At 61.3% G+C, this 25,311-nt stretch carries 21 protein-coding genes and 1 pseudogene; 6 read left to right on the top strand and 16 right to left on the bottom strand.

The window, feature by feature from the left end; genetic code table 11:
• Positions 1-89 precede the first annotated feature (89 nt).
• The 9 genes from OPU71_RS02955 to OPU71_RS02915 form a co-directional block, all read right to left on the bottom strand.
• A complete protein-coding gene (locus OPU71_RS02955; RefSeq protein WP_267724837.1) occupies positions 90-3,668 on the bottom strand; it encodes a DUF6701 domain-containing protein in 3,579 nt (1,192 codons plus the stop codon).
• A 2-nt stretch (positions 3,669-3,670) separates the two neighbouring features.
• The gene (locus tag OPU71_RS02950) at positions 3,671-4,063 is read right to left on the bottom strand and encodes a hypothetical protein (RefSeq protein WP_267724836.1); all 393 of its coding nucleotides are present in this window, start codon (positions 4,061-4,063) and stop codon (positions 3,671-3,673) included.
• Positions 4,053-4,928 carry a type II secretion system protein gene (locus tag OPU71_RS02945; protein WP_267724835.1) on the bottom strand — a complete coding sequence of 292 codons (876 nt, stop codon included), beginning with the start codon at positions 4,926-4,928 and terminating at the stop codon, positions 4,053-4,055. The genes OPU71_RS02950 and OPU71_RS02945 overlap by 11 nt, the downstream gene beginning before the upstream one ends.
• The gene (locus OPU71_RS02940) at positions 4,915-5,490 is read right to left on the bottom strand and encodes a type IV pilus modification PilV family protein (protein WP_267724833.1); all 576 of its coding nucleotides are present in this window, start codon (positions 5,488-5,490) and stop codon (positions 4,915-4,917) included. Before OPU71_RS02940 ends, OPU71_RS02945 begins: the two co-directional genes overlap by 14 nt.
• Positions 5,480-5,968 carry a pilus assembly FimT family protein gene (locus tag OPU71_RS02935; protein ID WP_267724832.1) on the bottom strand — a complete coding sequence of 163 codons (489 nt, stop codon included), beginning with the start codon at positions 5,966-5,968 and terminating at the stop codon, positions 5,480-5,482. The genes OPU71_RS02940 and OPU71_RS02935 overlap by 11 nt, the downstream gene beginning before the upstream one ends.
• Positions 5,969-5,974: 6 nt before the next feature.
• Entirely contained in the window at positions 5,975-6,415 is a 441-nt protein-coding gene (locus tag OPU71_RS02930) for a type II secretion system protein (protein WP_267724831.1), read from the bottom strand.
• A gap of 63 nt (positions 6,416-6,478) precedes the next feature.
• Positions 6,479-6,949 (bottom strand): hypothetical protein, encoded by a 471-nt coding sequence (locus OPU71_RS02925; protein WP_267724829.1) that lies wholly within the window; start codon positions 6,947-6,949, stop codon positions 6,479-6,481.
• Positions 6,949-8,172, bottom strand: a complete 1,224-nt coding sequence (locus OPU71_RS02920; RefSeq protein ID WP_267724828.1) for a type II secretion system F family protein — start codon at positions 8,170-8,172, stop codon at positions 6,949-6,951. Before OPU71_RS02920 ends, OPU71_RS02925 begins: the two co-directional genes overlap by 1 nt.
• A gap of 2 nt (positions 8,173-8,174) precedes the next feature.
• Positions 8,175-9,878, bottom strand: coding sequence for a GspE/PulE family protein (locus OPU71_RS02915; protein ID WP_267724826.1), 1,704 nt, complete (start codon positions 9,876-9,878; stop codon positions 8,175-8,177).
• 323 nt (positions 9,879-10,201) lie between these two features.
• Between OPU71_RS02915 and OPU71_RS02910 the strand changes: the two genes are divergently transcribed.
• Positions 10,202-10,801 carry a PEP-CTERM sorting domain-containing protein gene (locus OPU71_RS02910; protein WP_267724825.1) on the top strand — a complete coding sequence of 200 codons (600 nt, stop codon included), beginning with the start codon at positions 10,202-10,204 and terminating at the stop codon, positions 10,799-10,801.
• A gap of 696 nt (positions 10,802-11,497) precedes the next feature.
• On the opposite strand, the pseudogene OPU71_RS02905 reads toward OPU71_RS02910, so the two are convergent.
• The 7 genes and pseudogenes from OPU71_RS02905 to OPU71_RS02870 form a co-directional block, all read right to left on the bottom strand.
• Positions 11,498-12,469: pseudogene (locus tag OPU71_RS02905) on the bottom strand (IS5 family transposase).
• Between the two features lie 171 nt (positions 12,470-12,640).
• Positions 12,641-16,426, bottom strand: coding sequence for a pilus assembly protein (locus tag OPU71_RS02900; RefSeq protein ID WP_267724823.1), 3,786 nt, complete (start codon positions 16,424-16,426; stop codon positions 12,641-12,643).
• 18 nt (positions 16,427-16,444) lie between these two features.
• Positions 16,445-17,020: a hypothetical protein gene (locus OPU71_RS02895; protein WP_267724821.1), complete on the bottom strand. Its 576-nt coding sequence runs from the start codon at positions 17,018-17,020 to the stop codon at positions 16,445-16,447.
• 60 nt (positions 17,021-17,080) lie between these two features.
• Positions 17,081-18,262 (bottom strand): PilW family protein, encoded by a 1,182-nt coding sequence (locus tag OPU71_RS02890; protein WP_267724820.1) that lies wholly within the window; start codon positions 18,260-18,262, stop codon positions 17,081-17,083.
• Positions 18,263-18,274: 12 nt separating this feature from the next.
• Positions 18,275-18,688, bottom strand: coding sequence for a hypothetical protein (locus OPU71_RS02885; RefSeq protein ID WP_267724819.1), 414 nt, complete (start codon positions 18,686-18,688; stop codon positions 18,275-18,277).
• A 51-nt stretch (positions 18,689-18,739) separates the two neighbouring features.
• A complete protein-coding gene (locus tag OPU71_RS02880) occupies positions 18,740-19,369 on the bottom strand; it encodes a pilus assembly FimT family protein (protein ID WP_324256027.1) in 630 nt (209 codons plus the stop codon).
• Positions 19,363-19,755 (bottom strand): type IV pilin protein, encoded by a 393-nt coding sequence (locus tag OPU71_RS02870; RefSeq protein WP_324256026.1) that lies wholly within the window; start codon positions 19,753-19,755, stop codon positions 19,363-19,365. Before OPU71_RS02870 ends, OPU71_RS02880 begins: the two co-directional genes overlap by 7 nt.
• Between OPU71_RS02870 and OPU71_RS02860 the strand changes: the two genes are divergently transcribed.
• The 5 genes from OPU71_RS02860 (at position 19,736) to OPU71_RS02840 (ending at position 25,056) form a co-directional block, all read left to right on the top strand.
• Complete coding sequence (locus OPU71_RS02860; protein WP_267724886.1) at positions 19,736-20,482, top strand: hypothetical protein; 747 nt, start codon at positions 19,736-19,738, stop codon at positions 20,480-20,482. The two genes, OPU71_RS02870 and OPU71_RS02860, sit on opposite strands and share 20 nt — an antisense overlap.
• A 247-nt stretch (positions 20,483-20,729) precedes the next feature.
• On the top strand, positions 20,730-21,296 hold the full coding sequence (gene dcd, locus OPU71_RS02855) for a dCTP deaminase (RefSeq protein ID WP_267724818.1): 567 nt from the start codon (positions 20,730-20,732) through the stop codon (positions 21,294-21,296).
• A 3-nt stretch (positions 21,297-21,299) separates the two neighbouring features.
• Positions 21,300-21,845 carry a DUF2799 domain-containing protein gene (locus OPU71_RS02850; protein ID WP_267724817.1) on the top strand — a complete coding sequence of 182 codons (546 nt, stop codon included), beginning with the start codon at positions 21,300-21,302 and terminating at the stop codon, positions 21,843-21,845.
• 182 nt (positions 21,846-22,027) lie between these two features.
• Entirely contained in the window at positions 22,028-24,271 is a 2,244-nt protein-coding gene (locus OPU71_RS02845; protein WP_267724815.1) for an arginine/lysine/ornithine decarboxylase, read from the top strand.
• 122 nt (positions 24,272-24,393) lie between these two features.
• Positions 24,394-25,056 carry an OmpA family protein gene (locus OPU71_RS02840; protein WP_267724813.1) on the top strand — a complete coding sequence of 221 codons (663 nt, stop codon included), beginning with the start codon at positions 24,394-24,396 and terminating at the stop codon, positions 25,054-25,056.
• The last annotated feature ends 255 nt before the right edge of the window (positions 25,057-25,311 follow it).

Below are 25,311 nucleotides of genomic sequence, written 5' to 3'. Positions count from 1 at the left end.
CGCTCGCGCGGCAGGCGAGGTTGATTGCGGCCGCATCGCCGCCCGCGCGCCGCTTCAGCCAAGGCTGGTCGAGAAGGCGGGCAAGGGGGCTAATAGCTCTCTCCCATAAAGATGATCGACGGGTTACGGAAGGCGCCAAAACGAATGCGGGCGCGCGGATTGTCGTCGTTCAGATCGGCCCCTGGCACGGTGCAGCCACTCGCGTTCTTGACGCCGTCCCAGTTGAACTTGAGCCAGTCCGGCACCGCTAGCGCCAGATCAACATACCCTGCAAGGTTCGGCTTACCCAGCTTGACCCCGATGTCGCCGGCGGCCGCAGAGGCCAGCGCGGTCAGGGTAGTACTGCCGGGCGCCAACTGATTGCGCGGCGGCGCAAGCGGATAGAAACCCAGTCCGCCCGCGCAGTACAGCGCAGCGGCAGTGGGGGTGGCAACACTGCCCACCAGCGTGCTGGCCGGGATCGGCAGCAGCGTGCAGCTATCGAGCGTATTTTTCGCGAATGCCGTGCCGGTATAGCTTTCAACAATGCTGGGCACCGCCAGGCTCTGCAGCGCCGTACCGTAGGCATTGCTCACGCGCACCCGCCCGTAGCGCAGATGGGTGCTCGCCAACTGCGCACCGTCGGTGGCTCCGCCGGGCACGCTGCTGAAGTTTTGCGGCAGCATGCGCACGCCATCGCTATCGACCGGGCTCATGCCCACCAGCGCTGCCGTGTAAGGCCCGTCCGGCGAAGCCGCGCGTGCCACGGTGAGCGATGCGTTGATCGGCACACCCGCCGCCGCCCAGGTACCGCAGCTACCCGCCGCACCGGCGCAGCTTGCGGTGAGCCGGCTGTTGAGCGACACCGCACCGTGCTGCACGCCAAAGCCCAGGTTCGCCGCCGAGGCCAGGCTCAGCTTGGCAAAGCTGCCGAGGTAGTTCTGCACCGCCGGGTTGCCGGTTGCCGCTGACACCGCCTGCAAGGTAAATGCCGTCGCAAAGGGTTCGCCCAGATAGCTGAAGCTCGACGCCGGCGCGCAGCCTGCCGTGCTGCGGTTGTTCAGCACCACGCCGCTGGCCTTGAAACCGGCCGGATAGATGCGGCCAGTGACGCCAGCCCCCCCCGCCACCGTCTCGCCGAAGTAAGCGGCTGTCGCAGGTGTTGCCGTAATCCGGAAGACGCCGACGTCCGAGAGGGTCTGGTTGTTGATCGTCTTCGAACCGCCATCGCCCGCTGCCGGCGAAATGCTGCCAACGCCCAGCGTGCCATTGCTACCGCCTGCCGGTGCCAGCACGGCGGACGACAAAGCAATTCCAGCTTGTTGGTAGTTGGGCGTCACGGGGTTGCTACACAGATCGGTGCTTCCATTCACCCATTTACGGCCGCTGACACGCAAATTGAAGGGCTGACCTGCTTGCACGTATTTCGTGCACCCGGCGCTGAGCGAGGCGCAGTTCCAGTTGGCATCCGGGCTTTCGACGCAAAGGCCCACCGGCTTGACCACAAACTGCGAGTTTCCCGGCATGCTCAGTCCGCTATCGCTGTTGGCCGCATTGCCGGTGTAAAGGGCGTCGAGCCGGATTTGCCCGGCATCCGGGTACTGCACATTGATCGTCGCCTGGCCGCTGCCATTGAAGGCCAGCGCAAGGCTGGTGGCAGCACCGGCGGTGGTGCCCACGTTGCTGCCATTGACCGCCAGATTCATCGTGCCGGTGGCCGGATTCGAGTAGCTGGACCAGAAGCCGACGTTACGCGTGACGTTGGCGAACGCCGGCACGCACGCCGTGTTCGGCGCGGTCTGCCGCACCGCCGAAACCGTGATCGGCGCCGAGGTCTGGCCGGAGACCAGGTTCGGCACGCTAAAGCTCAGGCCGGCGGCATTGAAGACGATGGAACAGTCTGTCTTCGTTGCGCCGTCCCAGCACTGGGGCGCGCTGTAGGGCTTGAGCGGCACCGAGGTGGCACTGACCCCCAGCGTATAGGTGCCCGCCACCGTCTTGGCGAGCTTGAGGGGCGTGCCCGAGCCTGCGATCACCTTCGTATCGCCCCCAAGCCAGCCTGTCGGTGTCAAGGTGACGGTGACATTGTCCTCATAAGTGGTGGTGCATGCCGCATCCATGCAAGCCTGCACGGTTATGTCCGAGGGCGTGCAGGTAAGCGCCTGCTGCGCATACAGAAAGCGGATGTGATCGATCTGCGCGGACACCGGGTTGATGGCATTGGCGCAGACCTTCAGGCCCGTAATCTCATGAAAGGCCATGCTGCCGCCGGTAGAGCCGGCCAGCGAAAGCAAAAGATTGCTTGGAACTGCAACCTGACCCGATGAGGTCATGACATCAATCGGCCCCAACAAGGTCGAATAGGCATTGCCGGTCGACGTGGTATCGCGCTCAACGGTGACGAAACTCTTGCCGCTTGTCCGCGAGTCGATGGTCACCCGGTACAGATGGCCCGGCGAAGGGGTCGTGCTCGTCGTATTGGTCGACAGGGTGGGCGTCAAGGTGCCTGTGCCGGTAATCCAGCGATAACCAGTTGAAGCAACCCCAGCGCCAGAGCCGCGAATCGCGACCGACTGAGGCACGCGACCCGGACCACCAAGTTGTCCACCGGCCGTATTGGAGAAGTTCCCGTACTCGTCCAGGCCCACGCCCAACCAACCGCCGGCGAACTTCACATACCCGAGCGCACCGCCCCTGCCGCCCGCCTGCGGGGTGATGGTCGCGTCAGAAAGGATCACCGAAACACCATCTGCGGGATTGGTCTGCCCATAGGCGAAGAACTTCAGCGTGACCTGCACGATGCCATTGGCCGCGGGGATCAACCGCTGCAGGGTCATCGCGGTGGACTCATTGCCGATGTTGTCGGTCAGGCGCGCCCTCGCGGGACTTGGCGAAGTGACCGTGGTCGGCGTGAAGCTGCCGTTCGTCTTGATGGCAACCCAGTCACTCCCAAGTGCGGCACGATTGAAATCGTCGCTGAAGCACGTCATTGCCGTAGTCTGAAACACCATGCTGATGGCGCCCCAGCCGGCGCTTAAAGTGCTGCTGGCGGTCACCGCTCTGCTGTCACCCGTCGCAGTGAGGGTTCGCCACGATGCTGCAATGGCAGCACCGTCGGCCCCGCCTCCACCGCGCTGCAAGCCAATCGACCCCGACGCAGGCGAAATCGTGGCATTACCATGGGTTGCCGAGAAAAAGTTGACCTGCACGCCGCCTGCCGCGCAGGTAGCGCCAACGGCCGGCGCTGTCAGCGTGCTACCGCTGGCGGCAGAGATTTTCTTGAAGGCACAAACCGGCACCGCCGTATTTACGCCACGCAACGCGAGCAATCCACCGACCGAGGTGGCGTTGCTGGCCCCCCCGGCGAGCGTGAAGCCATAGCCCACAGCCGGCGCTGCAGTCAGCACCAGCGTGTAGACCGCTGTGGACGTACCACCTGCGGCATCGACTATCTCGGCCTCTTTGCTCCACGCCGCAGAAGGGGGTGCGCTGCTCATTGGCGCGCGCGCCGCAATCAGCGCGACCAGCACATCGCCAGAGGCCGTTCCTGTCGGCGTGACGAGCGTCAGCGTGCTGTTGCCGCTCGTGGTGGCAGTGGCGCCCGGCGTAACCGAAATCGCGGCCAGCGCCACCGCCGTACAACACATCAGGACAAAGCCGCACAAGCAGCGCAGACCAATCACTCGCATTCTCATCGCTCCGTCGTCGCCACAATCTGTCGCTCAACGAAATCACTGCTGGCCACCGTGCCATAGCTGGCAGTCGAGACGAGCAGGTAGAGCGCGCGGGCATTGCCGCCCTCCTGAAACGCGGTGGCCGAGCAGGTGAGCGTGACGCTGAAACCGTTCAAGCCCACGGGCAGCGGCACCGTCTGTGAGGCGGTGCAGGCGTTGTTCCGCTGCACCTGAAAGAGCCCCAGCTCAATGCCGGCGCGGGCAGCCTGATAGGCCCGTGCGCCCTGGACATCCAGCGCGGCACCCTGTTGTGCGGTGGCTCCCACCCGCAGCAAGAAGGCCGCCAACCCCGCCAGCACCACCAGCAGGAATACTGCGGCAGGCAGCAGGAATCCGCGCTCACGGCACATTGTTCACCACCACTTCGTGGGTCAGCGTCACGGTTTCGGCCTTCTGCTGCAGGCCCAGCGTGAGGCTGATCAGCCCATTCTGCTCAATCGCTGTCTGCGTGTAGTCAACCCGGCACGCGGCCACACGGTCCGCCACCAGAGCCGAGTTCGCCGAAGCAAAGCTCGTCGGCTGTGCCGCCGACAAGGCATAGCCCCAGTAGCGCCGCAGCGTACCGGTGCCGCTGGTGCCCGCAGTCTGCGGCGCGCATTCGTAGCTGACCGGTGCGCCAACCAGGTGAAAGCGGTTACCCGGCGAGGCAAACGGAAACAGCTTCGGTGCGGCCAGCGTCACCGTCCGGGCGCCGCCGCCGGTCAGGCTGCCGAAGGCGGCGAGGGTGTCGCCGGCCCAGGCATCGGCACCGGGCGTGCCAAGGTTGTAGACCGCCACATAGGCAAGCGTGCCGGTGGTGGGCTGCACCACCGGGCCGATCACTTCGAAACTGCTGTCGGCCAGATCGAATGTCAGCGGGTTGCTGATGCTCCCCGCCATGCTGGAACACACGCCGCCCGCGTCGGGCGCGGCGCAATAGCGGCCACCGCCAAGCACCGGCAGAAACTCGATGTAGTAGCGGGCCGTCGCGCCGCTGCCGGTGCTGGTCACGCGCAAACTGTTCGGCAGGGCCGAGCGGATCTCGCGCCCCAGGCGCCGCATGGCGGTTTCGGCGGAATCCGACAAGGCGGCGCGGTCGGCCGTATCGAAGATCGCCTCCATCGGGCGCTGGATGAACACCGCCGCGGTGGCCGCAAGAATGCCCACGATGGTGATGACCAGCACCATCTCGATCAGGGTGAAGCCGCACGAGCGGCGAAATTCAGGGGACGGCATTGGGCGCATGGCGCAGGCGGTAGCCGGTCAGGGTGATCGGCGGAATCTGCGTCGGGTTCGGGCCGCTCACCGTCACGTCGATCTGCAGGGCTTCAGTGGCGGCGATCCCGAAACTGGTTCCGACCTGGCTGATCGTCACGCTCGCCGTGTAGGCCGAAAGCCCCGGCAGCGGCGTGCCATCAGCTGGGTTCAGGATGCCCGTGTTCATCGCGAACCCGTGGTAGTGGCCAACATTGTTGAAGGGGTTGGTGCTGCTGTAGCGGCTTTGCCCGGGCAAGGGCCCCAGCCCCACCGCCAGGCCCGGGCTGCAGCCTGCCGGGCTGCTTGCGGTGAGCGCGTTCGGATCGGAAGGGTCGCAGAAGGTGAAGGCCTTGCTTTCAATCTCTTCAAGCAGCGATTCGGCTATCGCCAGCATCTGCTTCTGGATCAGCGGGTCTGCACTGCTCCCGACCGCCGTGCGCACCGCCAGCAGCACGCCCGCCAGCGCCACGCCAATGATGACGATGAAGGCGAGCAGTTCAACCAGGGTGACGCCGCACTGGCGCCGCGGCCTAGCGCACATAGCCGGTTTCCGCTTCCACGATGATGGTTGCCACAACGTCGCTGGTGACGGTGATCGTCTGCCCGGCACTGGGCCGCCCGAGGGGAGTGAAGGTGAAGGTGAAGGTGGCGGGGCTCACCGTCAGCCCGCTGGGCACCGGCTCGGAGAAGGCCGTGCCGGTCGCCGGGTCAAGCAATGCCGCGTCGCAGGCCAAGCCCCCCGCCGCGGTGGCGAATGTCAGCGTCAGCGCGGTCGTGGTCTGGCTCACACAAGTCGTGCGGCGCTTGGCGATCGCTGCCTTTTGCGCCAGGCGCACGCCACGCCGCACCGCCTCGCCGTAGCCGTAGGCATCGAAGCCGCCGCGCGCGAAGAAGCGCGGCGCGGCCACCGCCGACAACACGCCAACGATCACCAGCACCGCAATCAACTCGGCAAGCGTGAAGCCCTTGCTACGCCGGGGCGCCGCCGATCGGCAAAGAGAACGCCCGCTTCGATACACGAGGACTCAGCAGTTGGCCGGTATCACGCCACTCTGGTCGACGGTGGGCGTCGCACCCGCTGCCGCTGCCTCGGTATAGCTAAAGCTGCAACTTGCCTTGCCCGGATCTTCGATCGTTGCCTTAGTCCCGGCGACAGTCACTTTGTAGTCGCTGCCGGAGAGTCCAGCTGCATCGGCCAGACTCGCTGCAGCGGGGTAGCCGTTGACAACGTTGATCGTCGTCGGCCCCTCAACCACCACACTTGCCCCAGTCGACCCACCCGCCAGCCATTTTGCATGCACCAGCGCCGAAGCCGAATTCACCGCCCCCACCGCACCCTGCATCTTGGCCACGCGCGCCTCGGACGTGAGGTTCACGAACTTCGGCAAGGCAATCGCCGACAGAATGCCGAGGATCACGATGACCGCGATCAGTTCGATAAGCGTAAAGCCCTGGTTCTTTTTCATTTGCTGCGTCCTTTCGGTTTTTGATTCACACCTTGCTCCCGGCACACAGGCCACCAGCAAGCCTCACTGCCAGCGATACGGCGTTGTCAGTTGCAACACGACATCGCCCATTTCGTTGCCCTTGCGGCGCAACGCGTAACAGATCGCCACACCCTTCATGTCCACTTCGGCCTTGGGCCGGTAGCACAACTGGCCCAGGGCCTTGTCGAAATACCAGCTCCCCGGCGGCACCGCGCCCGTCTGCCCCGGCTCCACCACGCCAACATAAGTGGCGGGCGCTTGCTCCAGCAGCGCAACCGGGTTCGTCAGCTCTGGCTCGCCCCCCAGATCCGCTGCCGACGCGCCCATCAACTGCCGCGTCTGGTACCAGCGCAAGGCCGTTCGCAGATTGGCCACCGTCAGCTCCATCGCAATGCGCTCGGTTTCTACCGCCATGCGCTCAAGCCGATAGAACAGTTGCCAGGCTAGCAGCGCGCCGAGCAGCGCAATCACTGCCACTTCAATTAACGGCAGGCCAAGCGCACTCTTGCGCATTACTTTCGATTCATCATTGCGCCACCCAGATCCCACATCGGCAGGAACACCCCCAGCGCCAGCAGCAGCACCAGACCAGCCAGGCTCACGATCAGGATCGGCTCGATCCGCGCACTCAGGTTGTCCACCTCGTAGGCCACCTCGCGCTCGTACATCTCGCCCACCTCCATCAGCAGGCCGTCAACATCGCCCGACTCTTCGCCCACCTGAATCATCTGCAGCACGATGGGCGTGAACACCTTGGATGCAGACGCGGTGCGCAGGATGCTCTCGCCCCGCTCCACGCCCTGGCGCATCGCGTCGAGCTTTTGCGCAATCCAGGTGTTGTCCACCACCTGCGCCACCACGGCGAAGGCCTGCGTAACCGGCAAGCCGCTCTTGAGCGACAGCGCAAAGGCGCGTGCGAAGCGCGCCAGCGTGGCCTTGTTGATCGTCGGGCCGATGATGGGCAGGCGCAGTTGGGCGCGATCCCAGCGCAAGCGGCCCTCGGGGGTCGATACCCAGTGCCGCACGCCGAACACCGCCGCCGCGATGAGGCCGAGCACCAGCCACCAGTAGTTGATGGTGAAGTCCGAAAACGCGATCAGGCCGCGGGTAATCACCGGCAACTCGGCGTTGAACTGCTTGAAGACCTTCGAAAAGGCCGGAATCACGAAGAGGTTGATGACGCCGATCGCCACCGCCATGGCGATGATCACGAAGGTGGGGTAGCGAATGGCCGCGCTGATCTTCTGCCGCATTTCCTTTTCGAACTCCAGATGTTCGAACAGGCGCAAGAAGATCAGGTCGAGCCGGCCCGTCATCTCACCCACCTTGACCATGGCGATGTAGAAGGGGCTGAACACGCCGGTGTCGTTCAGCGCGATCGACAGCTCGCGGCCCGAATCAAGCCCTTCGCGCAAGCGCCCCAGCACGGCGGCAAAGGTGGGCACATGGCAGGATTCGCGCAGGCCACCGAGCGCCTGCAGGATCGGTACGCCGGCCTTGAGCAGCGTGTACATCTGCCGACTGAAGAACATGATGTCTTCGTCGTTCACCTTGCGCTGGTTCAGGCGCGCCCAGGTCAGCGCGAAGCCGCCTCCCTGCCTGGCCGGCGTGATTTCCAGCGGCGTAACCCCGCGCGCCAGCAGCAAGTCAGCCGCGGCCGTCTGGCTGACGGCATCGACGGCGCCCTCGACCAGGCCGCCGCGCGCGTCACGCCCACGGTAAGAAAAGCCGGCCATCGTCAGTCGTCCGCCACCGAAACCATGCGCATCGCTTCATGCGCGGTGGTCTCCCCCGCCAGCACGCGTTGCGCGGCGTGGTGACGCAAGGTGTGCTGACCGAGCTGCTGACGCGCGATTGCAGGAAAATCCGCCACCTCGTGCCGATTGAGCGCATCAACCAGCGCCCCGTTCATTTCCAGCAACTCATAAACCGGCTTGCGGCCAAGAAAGCCGGTGCCATTGCACTGCGGGCAGCCGCGTCCGTGCATCCACTTCCCCCCGCTTGCCTGCGCGCCGAGTTCCCGTTCAAGCCAGGCCATCTCGTTCGGGCGCGGGGTGTAGGGCTCCTTGCAGCTCTCGCACACCACGCGCAGAAGGCGCTGCGCCACCACCCCCAGCAACGAGGTGGCCACCAGGAACTTCACCACCCCCATGTCGATCAGCCGTGTCGGCGTTGTGGCCGCGTCATTGGTATGCAGGGTGGACAGCACGAGGTGCCCGGTCATCGCAGCGCGGATGCCGATCTGCGCGGTTTCCTGATCGCGCATCTCGCCCACCAGCAGCACGTCAGGGTCTTGCCGCAGCGTGGCACGCAGCACCCGTGCGAAGGAAAGCTCGATCTTTTCGTTCACCTGCACCTGGTTGATGCCCGGCAGCCGGTACTCGACCGGGTCTTCAACCGTGATGATCTTGGTTTCGATATTGTTGAGCGCGGCAAGGCTGGCGTAGAGCGTGGTCGTCTTGCCGCTGCCGGTGGGGCCGGTCACCAGCACCATGCCGTTGGGCGCCGAGATCAGCCGCTTGTAGCGGGCCAGCATCTCCGCCGGCATGCCAATGCGGTCCAGATCAAGCAGGCCGGCGTTCTGTGCCAGCAAGCGCATCACTACCGATTCGCCAAACTGCGTCGGCATGGTCGAGATCCGCACATCCATTGATTGCTGCTTCACGCGGATCGCGAAGCGGCCGTCCTGCGGCAATCGCTTCTCGCTGATATCGAGCCCGGACATCAGCTTGAGCCGCAGCACCAGCGCCGGCGTGATCCGGTTGTCGCTCTCGGTTTGCAGGTGCAGCACGCCGTCGATGCGGAAGCGGATCTGCAGCTTGGTTTCCTGTGGCTCGATATGGATGTCAGACGCCTTGATCTGCGCCGCATCCTCGAAGATCGACTGCAACAGCTTGACGACCGGCGCGTCCTCGGCCCCTGGCGTGGCGCCCAGCGCGCCGAAGTCGACATAGGTGTCGCCCAGGTCGCGCTCAAGCTCCTTGGCCAGCCCGCTGATTTCTTCCGTGCGGCGATACAGTCGATCGATGTTCTGCGCCAGCTGCGATTCGCTCAAGACCGCCAGCGACACATCACGCTTGAGCGTGCGGGCGATCTCGTCGTAGCCAAAAACGTCCGACGGATCAGACATTCCCACCAGGAAGCCTGCGCCCTCCTCCGCCAGCACCAGCGCGCGGAAGCGCCGCGCCATCGTCTCAGGCAACAGCACGGCAGCCTTGCGGTCGACATCGAAGTCGCGCAGATCGACGTAGCGCATACCCAGCTGGCGAGCAATCGCACCGGCAATCTGCTCTTCGGTCACCAAACCGATATCCACCAGCACGCGCCCGAGCTTGCGCCCGGTCTGCTTCTGCGCAAGCAGCGCTTCTTCCAATTGCTGCTGGCTGATCAACTGCTGCTGCACGAGCAGCTCGCCCAGCCTGAACTTTTGCGGCTTGACCATGGTGTGGCCCGGAAAATGGAAAATCTCCCCAAATTACGGCCCGGCCAGCAGTTCCTGAAGGGCTAATGTACCCACCTTCCCGGTTTGCCATGCATGGCGCAGCCGCCCACCGCCCAAGCCGCGCTGGCTGTCGGGCTCAAGCGGGGCCAGCCCCCCTATTGCCTTGCCCTGCCGGAAGTGTCGGCCGACTTGACGCCCAAATGACGCCGCGCTCTCCCAATGCTGCCGACAGCCACACACCGCAAGGAAATCGCGCTTCTGGCACTTTTAATGCTCTGCTCGTTTCACGGCGACCCGACCGCAAACAATCACGAGACAAAACCATGCAGATCAAGACCACACTCTCCGCCCTCGCGGCCTCATTGGCGCTGCTGAGCACTGGCGCCCAGGCATCGATCATCAGCTTTGACTCCCTTGAGCAAAGCGGCACCAGCTTCACCTCTCTGAGCAGCTACACCGAAGACGGCTTCCAGATCACCTCGACTTCAAACAACTTCGCCTCTGCCCAGCAGGGCAATACCGGCTGGTACTTCGGATCCGCCAGCCTGTTCAACAACTCTAGCGGCGCGACCACCACGCTCGCCAAAGTCAGCGGCGGCACCTTCGCACTGAACTCGATTGACCTCGCGCCGGCATCGAAATTCTGGGGCTTGGGCGCAACGATTTCCTTCGTCGGCCAGCTCAGCGGCGGCGGCACCGTCAACCAGTCCTTCACCGTTGACGATGGCTATTTCTTCCAGACTTTCACGTTCAGCGGCTTCTCCAACCTCAACTCGGTGAGCTGGGTGCAAGCAAGCCCCTACCACCAGTTCGACAACCTCGTGATGGATGCCGCCGAAGTGCCGGAACCCTCAACCGCCCTGCTCCTCGGGCTGGCGCTGACAGGCCTTGGCCTCGCACGGCGCAAGGTATCGGCAAAGTAAAACCAAGGTTCGGGCGGGCGCGCGCTGCAGCCCGCCCCGCCGATGCAGCGAAAGCATCGGCTCACCACAAACACCCAAGGCCCACATCCGTGGGCCTTACCCATTTCGAAGCGCCAACGCAGACCGAGTGCCGGCGCCGGCAAATGACGCCCGGCATCCGCAAGCGCAGAGTGCGCCCACTACGCCTAAGCTGCGGCCGCAGCCTTGCTCCGCAGCCACTCAGCCTCACTCATTGAATCGCTGCACGTTCCACAATGCGCTGACGGGCACTTGCCCTCCGAAGCCATGCTTTGCCGGCATCGCATCGATGCGATCGACTCGCCGCGCACGTTCTCAAGAGTCACGGCAAAGGCGCGCCCAACGCCACCAATGCCCCCCTCGTACCCGCTTAACCGGGCGGGCAGTCGGCGTCGGCTGTGGGCAATTGCCAGCTTGTGTATTCGAGTAGCACCCAGCTGCGATGATGACGAAGGGATGCACGGCCTTCCCCTTCCGCATTGCTTCGCGCGATTCAAGAACTCAGCGAACCAGAGGATCGGTCATTCGATCGGCCAGATTGGCCGCAGCGGGCGGATTCAACCGGTCGTCGCAACACCGGGGTAAGCGACGGATTCTAGGTAATCATTCAGCGCTTCTGCCGCGCGGATGTGCCCCGAAACTGCTAGGGAGCGGGATGCGGCGGACGAACCGCTCCCGTCAGGCGCGCAGCAATCGGTGGCGTGCCATGAAGAGGTTCGCCAGGGCGCAGGCGACAAACAGGCGCTGTGCGTTCTTCGCGAGGCCCTTGTAGCGCAGCTTGGTGCAACCGAACTTGAGCTTGATGACGGCAAACACATGCTCGACGCGCGCACGGATGTGCTACTTGGTCTTGTTGCGCGCCTTTTCCGCTGCGTCGACCACACCGCGATGCCGGTAGCGGCGATGGGTGAAGTCTTGTGCGCGCGGCGCTTTCTCTCGAATCTTCTCGCGCTACCCGCGGTAGGCCTGATCGCCCCACACCCGTGTCTCGTCGCCGTGCAGCAGATCAGGCAGCACAGCCGAGTCGGCCACATTGGCCGCGGTCGCCACCATGCTGTGGATGAGCTTGGTCTGGCTATCGACCCCGATATGCGCCTTCATGCCGAAGTACCACTGCTGACCCTTCCTCGTCTGGTGCATGTCGGCGTCGCGCGTCTTGTCGCGGCTCTTGGTCGAGGACGGGGCATTGATGATGGTCGCGTCCACAATCGTGCCGCGTGCAATCTTCAAGCCCTGCGCTTGAAGATGCGTTTGAACGGATTCAAAGAGCCGCGAGCCCAATTCGTGACGTTCCAGCAGGTGGCGGAACTTGCACACCGTGGTTTCGTCCGGCACCGTCTTGCTGCCCAGATCGATGCCGACAAAGCGCGCGAACGAGACCGAGTCGTGCAGCGCCTCTTCCACGCCGGGATCGGACAAATCGAACCACTGTTGCAGTAAGTCGATGCGCAGTATGCGTTCGAGCGCCACCTGCCGACGTTCGCGGCCGGCCACCGGGTAGTGCGGTGCATTCAGCGCGCACAACGCCACTCAGGGCACCACGCGATCCATCTCGATCAGAAATTGCTCGCGACGCGTGTGCTTGCGATGCACCTCGAAGACCCCGGCGGCAAGACTGAGTTGTTTCGTGGACGAGGATCCGGTGTGGATGACAAGGCTCTGACCGGCAGACGAGACAATCGTTCACGACTTGATCAGACATTCCTTAAGACCCCGCTGGCCACCTGCGTGTGCCACCAGAGATCTCGTGCTCACGGCCTGCGGCCCTTAACATCGATCCCGCCCGCAGGGCCGGGATCGATGTTCACGGAGCGAAGACTGCTACTGCCCAATGATTCGCCAATTGACCACTCTAGGCGTACCGAATCCCGCAATACCACCACCATAGAACTGAGGGCTACCGTCGGACTTGGTGCCAAGCAGACGGACCGTCGCGCCATATCGGATTTGCTGCAAGCCAACCAACCCGTCAGCGGTCTTGTTGAATGCAATCGGCAAAGTCGAAGAAACCCCTCCGACGGTGACTGTCTCGGTCAAGACGCTCTTCGCGCTACCGTACTTCACCGCATAAATGGAGCTCTGCCCCACTGGATCACATGGGTCCGTGTTCATCCGCGTTCCAACCCATGAAATCACTCCATCATTGGCTTGCGGATTAATGATTACACGCTCAGAAATCGTTCCAGATGCCCCCGTCTCGACACCGGTCAAATCATAGTACCAACCCATGGGCTTACTTGAATCGACGGTGACTCCAGAAAGAAGATCAGTGACTTCGGCCATCCTCGTACGGCCTGTTGGAAAAGCCCCGCCAGATGGGAGCGTCGCCGAGGTATACGGTTTCGTTTTCGTGCCGTCGCGCAAGGCATAGAAGGTCTGCGTCTGCGAACGAGCAGCGGAAGTCGTGATGTCATAGCTGTGCAACAGACGGCCCGTCCCGAAAAACACATAACGCTTCAGATCGGACGCACTGTACTCAACTTGGGGTGCCGTGGTAATCGATTGCACATTGCCAGCCGAATCCTTAGCGATTGCAATCTTATCCGGCAATGGAAAGCTGTCCGTTTTGCTAGTCTGCGAGACATCGAAACGCCAGACGTTTCCTTCCAAATCCCCGCCGTAGATCTGATCGGTCGTATAGTCAGCGTAGTTTTGGGTATAACCGGTTACTTGGGCAAGCCCCGATGGAGAACCAAAGGATCCGGCGTCAGTGGTAACTTTTTCCAGCAAATTACCGTTTCGGGGGTCAACAAAATACAGCACCCCTTTCCCCCGAAAATCCGATGCATCATTAGCAAATGGCGCAAGCGTATTGTTGTACCCGCCAGTCAGCACTACCACCCAGCCGTACTTAGGCACCTTGGTGATCAAGGGCCGACCATACGTGTAACCCATATCCGGGGCAGTAAACTCCCAGAGCACCTTCTTGGCAATCTCGGACTCCGATGTCCAGGACGCCGGATCCGTCACATCCATCGCGACGAAGCTACGCCCACCTTTACCCAACCCGACAACCAGAAGCGAACGCCAATCGGCCGAATCCAATGCAGCCCCGGTAGCGCCTCCAGCGCGAGCAAAGTCCACGTCGCGCACTTCAGGCGAAGCGTCGACATAATAGCGGTGCGTGTAAGCATTGGACGCTAGCGCTTGCAGACCGCTTTCCTCTGGTTTCTTATCGGGCCCCTGGAATACCGCATTTGGCACCAAGGCAAACAATTCCTTTCCGCCATCCGCACTACCATCTGTGCTTGCGTCAAATGCGTGGAGCATTCCGTCGTTTGCGCCGGCGTAGACGACCGTCTTTCTACTCTTCTGGCTCGTCACAAACTCCGAATACTTCGGGTTAAACGCGTCGCTGTACAGCGCAGAAGGAGCGCCGACGTAAATGGCCTTGGAGTTCACGATATCGCCCAACAACGATTTGCGAAACCTGAAATCCTTTGTCACCGAATCAGTGGACTCATACGTCCGATCGCCCCGCAAGTAATTCAGAACCTTCTGCCGTCTTGCATCATCCGCCCCAAGAAGTGCAAAGTCGGCCGAATGCAGATCAGACTTCCTAAAGGGCTTACCAATACGCCCTCCAGAGTCAGTTCTGGTTACCGCTACAATTTTCCGGGCCGAATCCCAGCCGGTTCCGCTCGCAAGGTCAGTAAGCTTCGCCGAAGCACTCCACTTTGGAGTCAGGGAAATAGCCCCCGTTTCCGTATCAATGGTGTTGATACGAAACCCTTTCACGTCACCAGTCCAGCGCTCACTGTCATAAGTGACCTGAAACACCGATGTATCCGATGCCGTAGTCGAAAACGAGGAACTCGACAAGCCAACGCCGGCGCCGGCACCAGCGGATGCTTTGATATTGGAGAATGCATTCTTAAGCCCGTTAATTAATGACCCCGCATCACTGGCGGGATAGTAATTGTAGGGAATCTCATATTCAGCCAAAGGCTTATCAACAGCCGGTCGCCCCCAGAAGTTCGTCGCGTTTTTCCAGACTTCCGTGTCTTTGTCCAGAACACCGTCCTTGTCCGTATCCTTAAACCCCCCATATTTCGCGGCAAGCCAGTATTGATTGCGATGCCGGTAATTCCCGAACTCGAGCACATCGACCCAATGGGTTTCCACGTTTTGCTTGTTCTTGAAATCCGCGCGGATATCTTGTGTAAACGCATAGTGCGCGATACCGGCAATATAATTGCCAGCATCATTCCCGCCAAACTTAGCCGACTCCAAGCCAGTGATGCCCTCAAGAGCCCCGACCTTCGCCGTCCAGGCATTCGTCGTTTGCCCCGCCAGGTCGCCATCGACATCAGACGGAATCGGTCCGGCCGGCTCCTTAGGCCGTGTCGTGGCATTGCCAGATAGATTCCGATCCGCGTGAGTATTCACATCACCAATCCCAAGGACAAAGTTCTTCTGACACCAGTACTTGATCGGGTCATTCCACCGCTCGAACACTGGAAACCCGTCGCGGAGAGCGGGAGTAACGGCGCTTATATAGCTCTTGGTTGGGCCGAGGTTCTTGTAGTACTTTATTGACTCAGCATACATTTCGCTCACCGGGTCAAAGCGCTTGTAGATCCCGGACTTGTAGCCAAATCGATTCAAGTAATTGATGGTACCGCTAGCGTCGATGCCTTTCGCCGCGTCTACCAGCCCCTCAGGATCAAGCGCAAACGCACCTGTCTCGGTGATTTCGGCGGCAAGGTCATTCATCTGGCCGCGAAGCACCCCACCATCAATAGTAAGATTGGCGGAAGTGTCATCATTGGAAACCAAATAACCAAAGGCACCGAAATTCATCTTCCCTTTGTTATCCTGCATCAGGCCATGCGGCTTCTTGATAATCCTCTTTCCATCTGAACTTGCATAGTCAGCGCAGTTGGGCTCCTCCAAACCGGGCACGCAAACCTGAACGTTTACTGAAAAGACCTTCGGGTCATTAGTAGCACAATTATCGGAAAAGAATTTTACCTCGGTATTTGAGTTGGCGTTCTGGATACACAATGCACCGCCAAGTTTGCCAGGAATCTCGGTATAGGCCGAAGTCTCCGCATCGCTGATCACGCGATTGGGAAAATTCTTAGTTCCCGCTTGAACGCCGAGATAAGAGCGTTGCAGCACAGTCACGGCAGCCGTCGAGTCAGAGAATTTGAGCGGGAGGTCCACCACTCGACCTCCGCCGGTGAGGGCCCAGCGGAATACGTCAATCGCCGCCATGGTCGCCCAGTTCATGAAGTTCCCGCTCCAACTACCTGAACAAGCAGAATTCGTCGCATAACCAATCGGCTTGAAGTAGCCAGTAACCCCACCAATCGCGGCATCAATGTACTGGTAGCACTTCGCTGAATCAAAGTAACCGTAATACGGTTTGCCAGGATCAAATTTGGCGGAGATGTTTGCGTAGCTCACCGCAGTTGGAAATTCAACCGACAGGTCAAGCAACACATTGGCGGGGGCTGCTTGGGTGGCCTGAATCGGTTGATCCGCCAAAGGAACGCTCGCGGCGAGCGCGGAATTCTGTATTCCAGCAATGAGAAGAACAAGAGCCAAACACCCCGCTCCAGTACGCTTTATGCGCGCAGCGGTAGAATATTGCTTTTCCATGACACGCTCCATTTCTGGTCAGTCACTCTTGACCGTAACGATCGCTTGCGCGTACGTCTGAGTATTTCGCGGACCGTCCGTGCGGACAGTCACTCTATAGAGAGGCAAGGCGGCTGCGCCAGGCTTATCCTGTGGCTGAGAGCCGCCACGCTCAAAATTCGCCGCCAAGGCGCACTTGGTTTCAGTAACCAGGCCGTAACCGTTGCACATACGTTCAATCAAGACCCGTACGGTGTTTCCTGGCGCTGCAGCGGGTTTGTCAGCCGTAAAGACGCTATCGAATGTACCGCTGCTCTTGAGGACTACCGGGATTCCATTGGCATCTGACTCAAGCAATCTCGGTGAGTAATTCATTTTCTTCCAGACTGCTGCGTCGCCACAATTCGCAGGGCAACCTGTATCGGTATCTCCCTTTGCGCGGAAGTCTGCCGTTTGCATAATCCTGAGCGCCGTTGCGATGCCGCTGCCTGTTTGGTTGATGCTGTCACGCTTGAATGCCAGGTTGCCAGACAGAATCGACGACGTATCAACACCGCGCAATACCGAAAGACCACCCAACATCATCGCCACAAGCACCACCAAAACCACTACCAATGACACTCCGCGATTTGAGCGAGGCAGCGACCTTACGCAACCAATTCGAACATTCATGGTTTAGCCCTTTGGAACTGCTTTCATGTTCCGAAGTGGAACAATCCACTCGTACTGTTGATACTGATAGGTTCGCTCGTCGGTTGTGAGCGTTCTGCTGTACGCCGCATTTTCACCCAAATCAGAAAAGAGCTTGATCTCGCTCTTGACAACATCACTGCCACCGCTTCGCTTTGAGCGCGTAACCAATCCCAAACGCACGGCCTTTATTTGAGTTATCTTTTGCTGTGTCGACGCCTTGCCGTCCATGAGCTCGGCGGCGCTCCAACCTGCGGTTGCAGGTGAAACCCATTGGTCCACGATGTTGTCGTTCGGGGTTCCGCCATTGCCATTATCAACCCCGAGCAATACCTTAAACAGAAACACATTCTCCGCGACCATTTGGTGCCCGCGACGTCCAAGCAGATCTCGCTCCAGTAACTCGCCACGGCTATTCAATGCAAATGCACTGAATACCGGCGCCGCACCGAGCTGAAGCGCGGACGGCGAGGTCGGTTTGATTGCGGCTGCAATATCTCCATAAGTCGTCTTATCCAGAGGCACTGTCGTCGGGGCCACTGCCGCCACCTTGACGCCGAGCCCCGCATCAGAAACCGCAGCCCCGGGCGCGAAAGAATTCGCCACCTGAACAATCTGGCAATCACCCGGATCCCCGGTGAAGTCCTGCGGAACGACTAAAAGAAGATCTTTTGGTGAGATTGCCAAGGAAACGCTCGTGACAAGAGACTCGACTGCCGGATCGAAGAGCACGTCCCGGTTGCTCCCCGCTGAGTCCCCGGAAAATACAAGCAAGACATCAGATCCACTTCCGCCGTTGATCACTGCAACTGGCACCATCCGCAGATTAATAGGTATCGCGGAAAAAGGCGTCGGCGCTGCTGCGGTCAACGGCATACGCTGTGTGGTGCCACTCTTTGCATTGAGCTTGCATCCCCAGAGGTTGCTGGCACGCACGAAACCGGCCCCAGCCTCCTGAACCGTCATATCAATGCGAACGGATGCAAGCGCAGCGGTCTGCATTGCATCTGCCCCCCCGCTTATATTGCGCCGAAAGGACTCGCTTGCAGAGTAGACGCTGGTAACCACCAGGGATGCGACGATCCCCAGTGAGACGCCCACCATCACCTCAATAAGACTTACGCCTTGCTGCTGCCGGCGCAAACGCGCGCTGAGACTGGTATTCATGTCAGTTGCCAATCAGAAAACCAAAGCGGTTGTTTGGAATTTCCACGGATCGGTTCCAGAGCGCGGGCACTCATCGTCCGGACTAAACCCTGCGACGTCTTTATCGCCCGGAACCTCCCAGTCAATACACACACGCACCCTCATCGTGGTCGGCGTAGAGCCTTCAGAAACGAACACCGCCGCGGAAGGACTCGGCAATTTGCTGCCGCCGACCACACGGTCATCAAACCAAGACCTGTACTTGCTTCCTCCGGTGGCAAATTCAGACTTCAGCGTTGCCGGATCGGACACCGACATCTGAACTATGAGCTCGTCAGCAAGGAGCATAGCCTCCGTGCGCGCCTGACTTTCCGTTGAAACTTTGATCGCTGTCGCCTGAAAACCAATAATCCCGATCAGGCCCAGCGAAAATACAAGAATCGACATCAACGCTTCCAGGAGTGCATACCCGGCTTGATTCTGGTGAACACGCGCCATTTAGACACCCGCCTTTCTACATTGGGTCGCTGTCAGGATTGGCTGGCACGCCCTTGGATCACCACTAGCGTAAGCAGGATCGCAACTCCGCACGCCCCCGCCCGGCGAAGCAAAGACACACATGACTCGTGTGCTTGCGGGATTCGATACGCGATAAACTTGGTAGCTCGACAAGAGATTTCCTGAATTGTTCAGCAGCCGGCCCGAACCCGTGAAAATGACCGATGCAGGCCCCTCGATTGTCGAACCACCCGAGCCGGACACCTCAGCCGCCGGAGAGCCCGCCACAAACCCTACAACGGTGAGGGTGCCAGGAAATGCCGCCGCATCGAGCACCCTGGCAATCCAGTTTTTACCGTTCGTTTTGGCTGTCGACGTAACCCCATTCACAGTCGCGGGACCATCCGTGAGGATGAACTGCACTGGCGCATTTCGCCTAATCGCTTCGCCATATGCCTGCCGCAGGCCATTCTGAATAGTCTCGCCGCGTGCTGCGACTGCCGCATTCTTCGTCCATGTCGACATCGCCGGCACACCGACGGACAGAAGCACCGCAAGAATGGCGACCGATACCATGAGTTCGATCAGAGTGAAGCCCCGTGCCTCACTTTTGAGAATGCGGGTCAACATGCGTTGGTCCCCCGCGCCCGCAGCCAGCATGCCTTTTCACCACCCGAATCCGGCGTTGTGGAAAACTTCTCGCCAGCCTGATTGATCGAGTAGCTGAACCCAACCATTGGCCCACCTGCCGTGCCGGAGATTGAAATCGTGAAGCCGCTTGCACTACAGGTGACTGTTGGAGTGAACTTTGAATCCGCAAATGTTGCCGTCAGGTCGAGACATTTATTGGGTTCTATTTCGTAAGAGCGGTTCGAGTTGAAGATTTGCTCCATTCGCACTTTTGACTCAGCGAGCAAGCCTGTCGCTGCGGCAATGCGACCCTTTTCCACATGCTGCCGATACGATGGAATCGCGACGGCCGCAAGAATGCCTACAATGGCGACCACGATCATCATTTCAACCAGCGTAAATCCGTTTGAGCCCTTCATAACCTCATCCTCCGTTCTTGGTTCAATGATCGTAACAGACCCGCCCAAACGTAAGCCGTGCAAGACCAGCGGGTCGCAAGACGCGACAAACGGTTGGAGCCTCGGGGCGGCTGATACGCACTGCGCTTGGCGCGTGATCTACGGCTCGCCGCGGTCCCGCCTGTCATTTGCCACCGTGCTTTCAGTTCTGCTGCACGCGATGCTGTACTTCGGGCTACGGACCGACATTCAAGAGGGTGCGCATCGGAACAGCAGGGGATGGCAACCTGCGCAAAGCGCGCACATCGTCGCGAGCTTCAAGGCAACAACGCATGCGGCTTCCGATAGCGCAAGCCCTGCATCGGACGCCTCGAGCGAAGTCGATTTGAAACAAGAAGCTCCGTCTTTCTATGCCCAGGAAGCGCTAACCAGAAAGACCGAGCTGCTGACGCCGGTTGAATTCGACGCCTTGTTCCCCAATGGGGTCGCGCCTGCCGCGCCCGTCAAGGTTCGGCTATATATCACCACTGAAGGCAGTGTCGCGCGCATTGACCTTGATCCAGAGGCGCTCCGCGCGCAACTTGGGCCGGCACTCGAAACGATCGAACGTTGGATATTCGTGCCCGGCGAGATCAAGGGGCGACCAGTAGCGAGCATCGTTGAAATTGAGTTTTCGCCAGCGAGCGGGCTGCCGCTGCCGAGCGCCGAACGCTGAACTTGCTTTGTTTCTGTTGCGGGCGCCATCAAGCTAGCCAATCGCCAGGTACCTGTCACTACGCCGATTTGTTGAGGATGCGGTCTTTGCCCTGTGAGGGAAAAACGGGGGCGTGAGATGCTAGAAGCGTTCGTCATGCCTGCAAGATCAAGCCCAAGCAGCCGCCAGACCACCAGAGACGCAACCCCCACACCGCAAGCGGTAAAGGTAGAATGCGCGGTCTTTTTCTAAGCTGGAAGCTCGAACCGTGAGCATCAAATCCGATAAGTGGATCCGCCGCATGGCGGAACAACACAACATGATCGAGCCCTTCGCGCCGGAGCTGGTGCGCTCGGCCAATGGCGAACGGATCGTTTCGTACGGCACCTCGTCCTACGGTTACGACGTGCGCGTTGCCAACGAATTCAAGGTCTTCACCAACATCAACTCGACCATCGTTGATCCGAAGGCCTTTGACGACAAGACTTTCGTGGATTTCACCGGCGACTTCTGCATCATCCCGCCGAACTCCTTCGCGCTGGCCCGCACGGTGGAGTACTTCCGCATTCCGCGTTCGGTTCTCACGGTGTGCCTGGGCAAGAGCACCTACGCACGCTGCGGCATCATCGTGAACGTCACGCCGCTGGAGCCCGAGTGGGAAGGCCATGTCACGCTGGAGTTCTCGAACACCACGCCGCTGCCGGCCAAGATCTACGCCAACGAGGGCGTCGCGCAGATGCTGTTCTTCGAGTCGGACGAAATCTGCGAGACCTCGTACAAGGATCGCGGCGGCAAGTACCTCGGCCAGACCGGCGTGACGCTGCCGAAGATCTGAGCCATGAAGTCCCGCTGGATTGCGCTGCCGCTGCTACTGCTCACCTTGGGCGGCTGCGCGAGCCTGTCGGAAAAGGAGTGCCGCGATGCCGACTGGGAGCAGATCGGCTATCGCGACGGCCTCGCGGGCGCTGCCCGCACGCGGGCATCGGATCATGGCGAAGCCTGCGGCAAGATCGGCATCAAGGTTGATCGCCCGCTCTACTTCAAGGGCTACGACGCAGGCCTGCTCCGCTACTGCACGCCCGAGAACGCGATTGAAGTGGGCCTTGCCGGTGCGGCCTACTACGGCACCTGCCCGCCGGATACCGATGCGCTGTTCACCGACCACTACCGCGTGGCGCGGGCGGTTTACGACCAACGCCAACGCGTGAGCAGCCTCGACAGCCAGCGCCGCTCGCTTGAATACAAGCTCGAAAAAGCAGAATCCGACGATGCGCGCCGCAAGCTGCGCGCCGAGCTTTCGCGGCTCGATTACGAACTGCGTCAGGAACGCGACCGGCTTTATTACGACGAGACCCGTCTGCACCGCCTGACGGCAGGCTACTGAGCCCCGCGCGGGCCCGCCGCGCAAGGCTGCGCTTGCAAGTTTGCGACAGGCGTTTGCATTTACGCCGATCTGCTGCGCCAAGCCCCTTTCGCTGACACACGACGCTGTTATCATTCGCGCCTTTCCGACGGGGGGTGCTGCCGCACAACCCGTTTTCTCTTTTGGCTTTGCGGGGTTCGGCCATGCGCTTTCAGTTTCCAGTCATCATCATCGACGAGGACTTCCGTTCGGAGAACGCCTCGGGCCTTGGCATCCGCGCGCTCGCAGATGCGCTTGAGAAAGAAGGCATGGAAGTGCTGGGCGTCACCAGCTACGGCGACCTGACCTCCTTCGCCCAGCAGCAGAGCCGCGCATCCTGCTTCATCCTCTCGATCGACGACGAGGAGTTGACCTCCGACGAGGCAGAAGAAACGATCGGCGAGCTGCGCTCCTTCGTGCAGGAGATCCGCTTCCGCAACCCGGACATCCCGATCTTCCTGCATGGCGAAACCCGCACCAGCCGCCACATCCCGAACGATGTGCTGCGCGAGCTGCACGGCTTCATCCACATGTTCGAGGACACGCCGGAGTTCATCGCCCGCTACGTCGTGCGCGAAGCGCGCGACTACCTTGAGAGCCTGCCGCCGCCCTTCTTCCGCGCACTGGTGCACTACGCGGCGGATGGTTCGTACTCGTGGCACTGCCCGGGGCACTCGGGCGGCGTGGCCTTCCTCAAGAGCCCGGTCGGCCGCATGTTCCACCAGTTCTTCGGCGAGAACATGCTGCGCGCCGACGTGTGCAACGCGGTGGATGAACTGGGCCAGCTGCTCGACCACACCGGCCCGGTCGCCGCGTCGGAACGCAACGCCGCACGCATCTTCAATGCCGACCACCTGTTCTTCGTCACCAACGGCACCTCCACCTCGAACAAGATCGTGTGGAACTCGACCGTGGCGCCGGGCGACATCGTGGTGGTAGACCGCAACTGCCACAAGTCGATCCTGCACTCGATCATCATGACCGGCGCGATCCCGGTCTTCCTGATGCCGACGCGCAATCACTTCGGCATCATCGGCCCGATCCCGAAGAGCGAATTCAGCTGGGAAAACATCCAGAAGAAGATCGCCAAGAACCCGTTCATCACCGACAAGAACGCCAAGCCGCGCGTGCTGACGATCACGCAAAGCACCTACGACGGTGTGCTCTACAACGTCGAGGAAATCAAGCAGGCGCTCGATGGCAAGATCGACACCCTGCACTTCGACGAAGCCTGGCTGCCACACGCCGCTTTCCACGACTTCTACGGCGACTACCACGCCATCGGTGCCGACCGCCCGCGCTGCAAGGCGTCGATGATGTTCTCGACGCAGTCCACGCATAAACTGCTGGCCGGCCTGTCGCAAGCCTCGCAGATCCTGGTGCAGAACTCGGAACAGCGGCAGTTGGACCTGCACACCTTCAACGAGTCTTACCTGATGCACACCTCCACCTCGCCGCAGTACGCGATCATCGCCTCGTGCGACGTCGCCGCCGCGATGATGGAACCGCCCGGCGGTACCGCGCTGGTCGAGGAGTCGATCGCCGAGGCGCTCGACTTCCGCCGCGCGATGCGCAAGGTGGACGAGGAATGGGGCGCCGACTGGTGGTTCAAGGTGTGGGGCCCGGACTACCTGGCCGACGACGGCATGGCGCTGCGCGAAGACTGGATGCTGCGCGCCGGCGAGCGCTGGCACGGCTTCGGCAACCTGGCCGAAGGCTTCAACATGCTCGACCCGATCAAGGCCACGATCATCACACCGGGCCTGGATGTGGGCGGCAGCTTTGCCGAGTGGGGCATCCCGGCGAGCATCCTGACCAAGTACCTGTCCGAGCACGGCATCATCGTCGAGAAGACCGGCCTGTACTCCTTCTTCATCATGTTCACCATCGGCATCACCAAGGGCCGCTGGAACACCATGGTGACCGAGCTGCAGCAGTTCAAGGACGCCTACGACAGCAACCAGCCGCTGTGGCGCGTGATGCCCGAATTCATCGGCAAGCAGTCGCGCTACGAGAAAATCGGGCTGAAGGATCTGTGCCAGCAGATCCACGATTTCTACGCCGCCAACAACGTGGCCCACCTCACCACCGAGATGTACCTCTCGGAGATGGAACCGGCGATGCGCCCGACCGATGCCTGGTCGAAGATGGCTCACCGCGAGATCGAGCGCGTTTCGATCGATGAACTCGAAGGCCGCATCACCGCCATGCTGGTGACACCCTACCCGCCCGGCATTCCGCTGCTGATCCCGGGCGAGCGCTTCAATGCCACGATCTGCAACTACCTGCGCTTCGTACGCGAGTTCAACGACCGCTTCCCCGGCTTCGAAACTGATGTGCACGGCCTCGTCAGCGAAGTCGTGGATGGCAAGAAGAAGTACTTCGTGGACTGCGTCAAGCAGGCTTGAGCAGCGCCCACCGGCAGCACCCAACGGGCCGCGATGCGGCCCGTTTCATTTCGTAGCAACCGCGGCGCCACGGGTGGCGCAAACTTGCAAAGTTGTCATCGTCACACGAACAGGAATTCACCATGAACAAGACCCGACTCGCCACTTTCGCCACCGCCATCACGCTGGCGCTGGGCGGCTGCGCAACCATGGATGAAAGCTCGCAGAACAAAGCCAAGGGCGCCGGCATTGGCGCGCTCGGCGGTGCCGCAGCCGGCGCCCTGATCGGGGCCGCCACCGGCAGCAACAAGGTCGGCCGCGACGCCGCCATCGGTGCGGTGATCGGTGCGGCCGGCGGCTATGCCTGGTCGGCCCACATGGAAAAACAGAAGAAAGAGATGGAAAAGGCCACCGCCGGCACCGGAGTGCAGGTGAGCAAGACCGCCGACAACCAGCTCAAGCTCGACGTACCGGGCGACTTTTCCTTCGATACCGGCCGCGCCGACATCAAGCCGAACATGCGCCCGATCCTCGACCGCTTCGCGACCACGCTGAACGAGAACAAGGCCACGGAAGTGCGCGTGGTCGGCCATACCGACAGCACCGGTTCTGACGCGATCAACGACCCGCTGTCGGTCAACCGCGCCTCCAGCACCCGCAACTACCTGGCCGGCCGCGGCGTGGCCAGCACGCGGGTCAGCATTGACGGGCGCGGCGCGCGAGACCCGATCGCCAGCAACGACACCGCCGACGGCCGCGCGCGCAATCGCCGGGTAGAGATCTTCGTCGGCGAACCCAAGCCCTGATCCGCGCACACCCCCGCCTCGGGCGGGCAGTCGCACATGACAACGGCCCGCACGGGCCGTTTTCCGTTTCCCCCCCCGCGCGCATCCTGGCTGACACATGCCGTACAAATTCGGGCGCAAGAATCATCGCGCGCAGCCTCCGCGTTCGCCCACCCGGCCGCCTTGTCATGCCTGCGGTGCTGCCCTAGCATCGCAGGCTCGGCGCGCCAAAGCGCAACGCCCCCCACAGGCCCAGAGCCCAAGTCGGCGTCCGCG

This window comes from Niveibacterium sp. 24ML, from assembly GCF_026586805.1.
GTDB lineage: Bacteria > Pseudomonadota > Gammaproteobacteria > Burkholderiales > Rhodocyclaceae > Niveibacterium.
Note: the sequence above shows the minus strand (reverse complement) of the source record. Positions and strands in the feature narration are given on the sequence as shown.

What these genes read in the sequence shown, in the direction of transcription:
- OPU71_RS02955 (WP_267724837.1), bottom strand. Translation starts at nt 3,668, where the DNA reads ATGCGAGTGATTGGTCTGCGCTGCTTGTGCGGCTTTGTCCTGATGTGT.
- OPU71_RS02950 (WP_267724836.1), bottom strand. Translation starts at nt 4,063, where the DNA reads ATGTGCCGTGAGCGCGGATTCCTGCTGCCTGCCGCAGTATTCCTGCTG.
- OPU71_RS02945 (WP_267724835.1), bottom strand. Translation starts at nt 4,928, where the DNA reads ATGCCGTCCCCTGAATTTCGCCGCTCGTGCGGCTTCACCCTGATCGAG.
- OPU71_RS02940 (WP_267724833.1), bottom strand. Translation starts at nt 5,490, where the DNA reads ATGTGCGCTAGGCCGCGGCGCCAGTGCGGCGTCACCCTGGTTGAACTG.
- OPU71_RS02930 (WP_267724831.1), bottom strand. Translation starts at nt 6,415, where the DNA reads ATGAAAAAGAACCAGGGCTTTACGCTTATCGAACTGATCGCGGTCATC.
- OPU71_RS02925 (WP_267724829.1), bottom strand. Translation starts at nt 6,949, where the DNA reads ATGCGCAAGAGTGCGCTTGGCCTGCCGTTAATTGAAGTGGCAGTGATT.
- OPU71_RS02920 (WP_267724828.1), bottom strand. Translation starts at nt 8,172, where the DNA reads ATGGCCGGCTTTTCTTACCGTGGGCGTGACGCGCGCGGCGGCCTGGTC.
- OPU71_RS02915 (WP_267724826.1), bottom strand. Translation starts at nt 9,878, where the DNA reads ATGGTCAAGCCGCAAAAGTTCAGGCTGGGCGAGCTGCTCGTGCAGCAG.
- OPU71_RS02910 (WP_267724825.1), top strand. Translation starts at nt 10,202, where the DNA reads ATGCAGATCAAGACCACACTCTCCGCCCTCGCGGCCTCATTGGCGCTG.
- OPU71_RS02900 (WP_267724823.1), bottom strand. Translation starts at nt 16,426, where the DNA reads ATGGAAAAGCAATATTCTACCGCTGCGCGCATAAAGCGTACTGGAGCG.
- OPU71_RS02890 (WP_267724820.1), bottom strand. Translation starts at nt 18,262, where the DNA reads ATGAATACCAGTCTCAGCGCGCGTTTGCGCCGGCAGCAGCAAGGCGTA.
- OPU71_RS02885 (WP_267724819.1), bottom strand. Translation starts at nt 18,688, where the DNA reads ATGTCGATTCTTGTATTTTCGCTGGGCCTGATCGGGATTATTGGTTTT.
- OPU71_RS02880 (WP_324256027.1), bottom strand. Translation starts at nt 19,369, where the DNA reads ATGTTGACCCGCATTCTCAAAAGTGAGGCACGGGGCTTCACTCTGATC.
- OPU71_RS02860 (WP_267724886.1), top strand. Translation starts at nt 19,736, where the DNA reads ATGGCGACCACGATCATCATTTCAACCAGCGTAAATCCGTTTGAGCCC.
- OPU71_RS02870 (WP_324256026.1), bottom strand. Translation starts at nt 19,755, where the DNA reads ATGATGATCGTGGTCGCCATTGTAGGCATTCTTGCGGCCGTCGCGATT.
- OPU71_RS02850 (WP_267724817.1), top strand. Translation starts at nt 21,300, where the DNA reads ATGAAGTCCCGCTGGATTGCGCTGCCGCTGCTACTGCTCACCTTGGGC.
- OPU71_RS02845 (WP_267724815.1), top strand. Translation starts at nt 22,028, where the DNA reads ATGCGCTTTCAGTTTCCAGTCATCATCATCGACGAGGACTTCCGTTCG.
- OPU71_RS02840 (WP_267724813.1), top strand. Translation starts at nt 24,394, where the DNA reads ATGAACAAGACCCGACTCGCCACTTTCGCCACCGCCATCACGCTGGCG.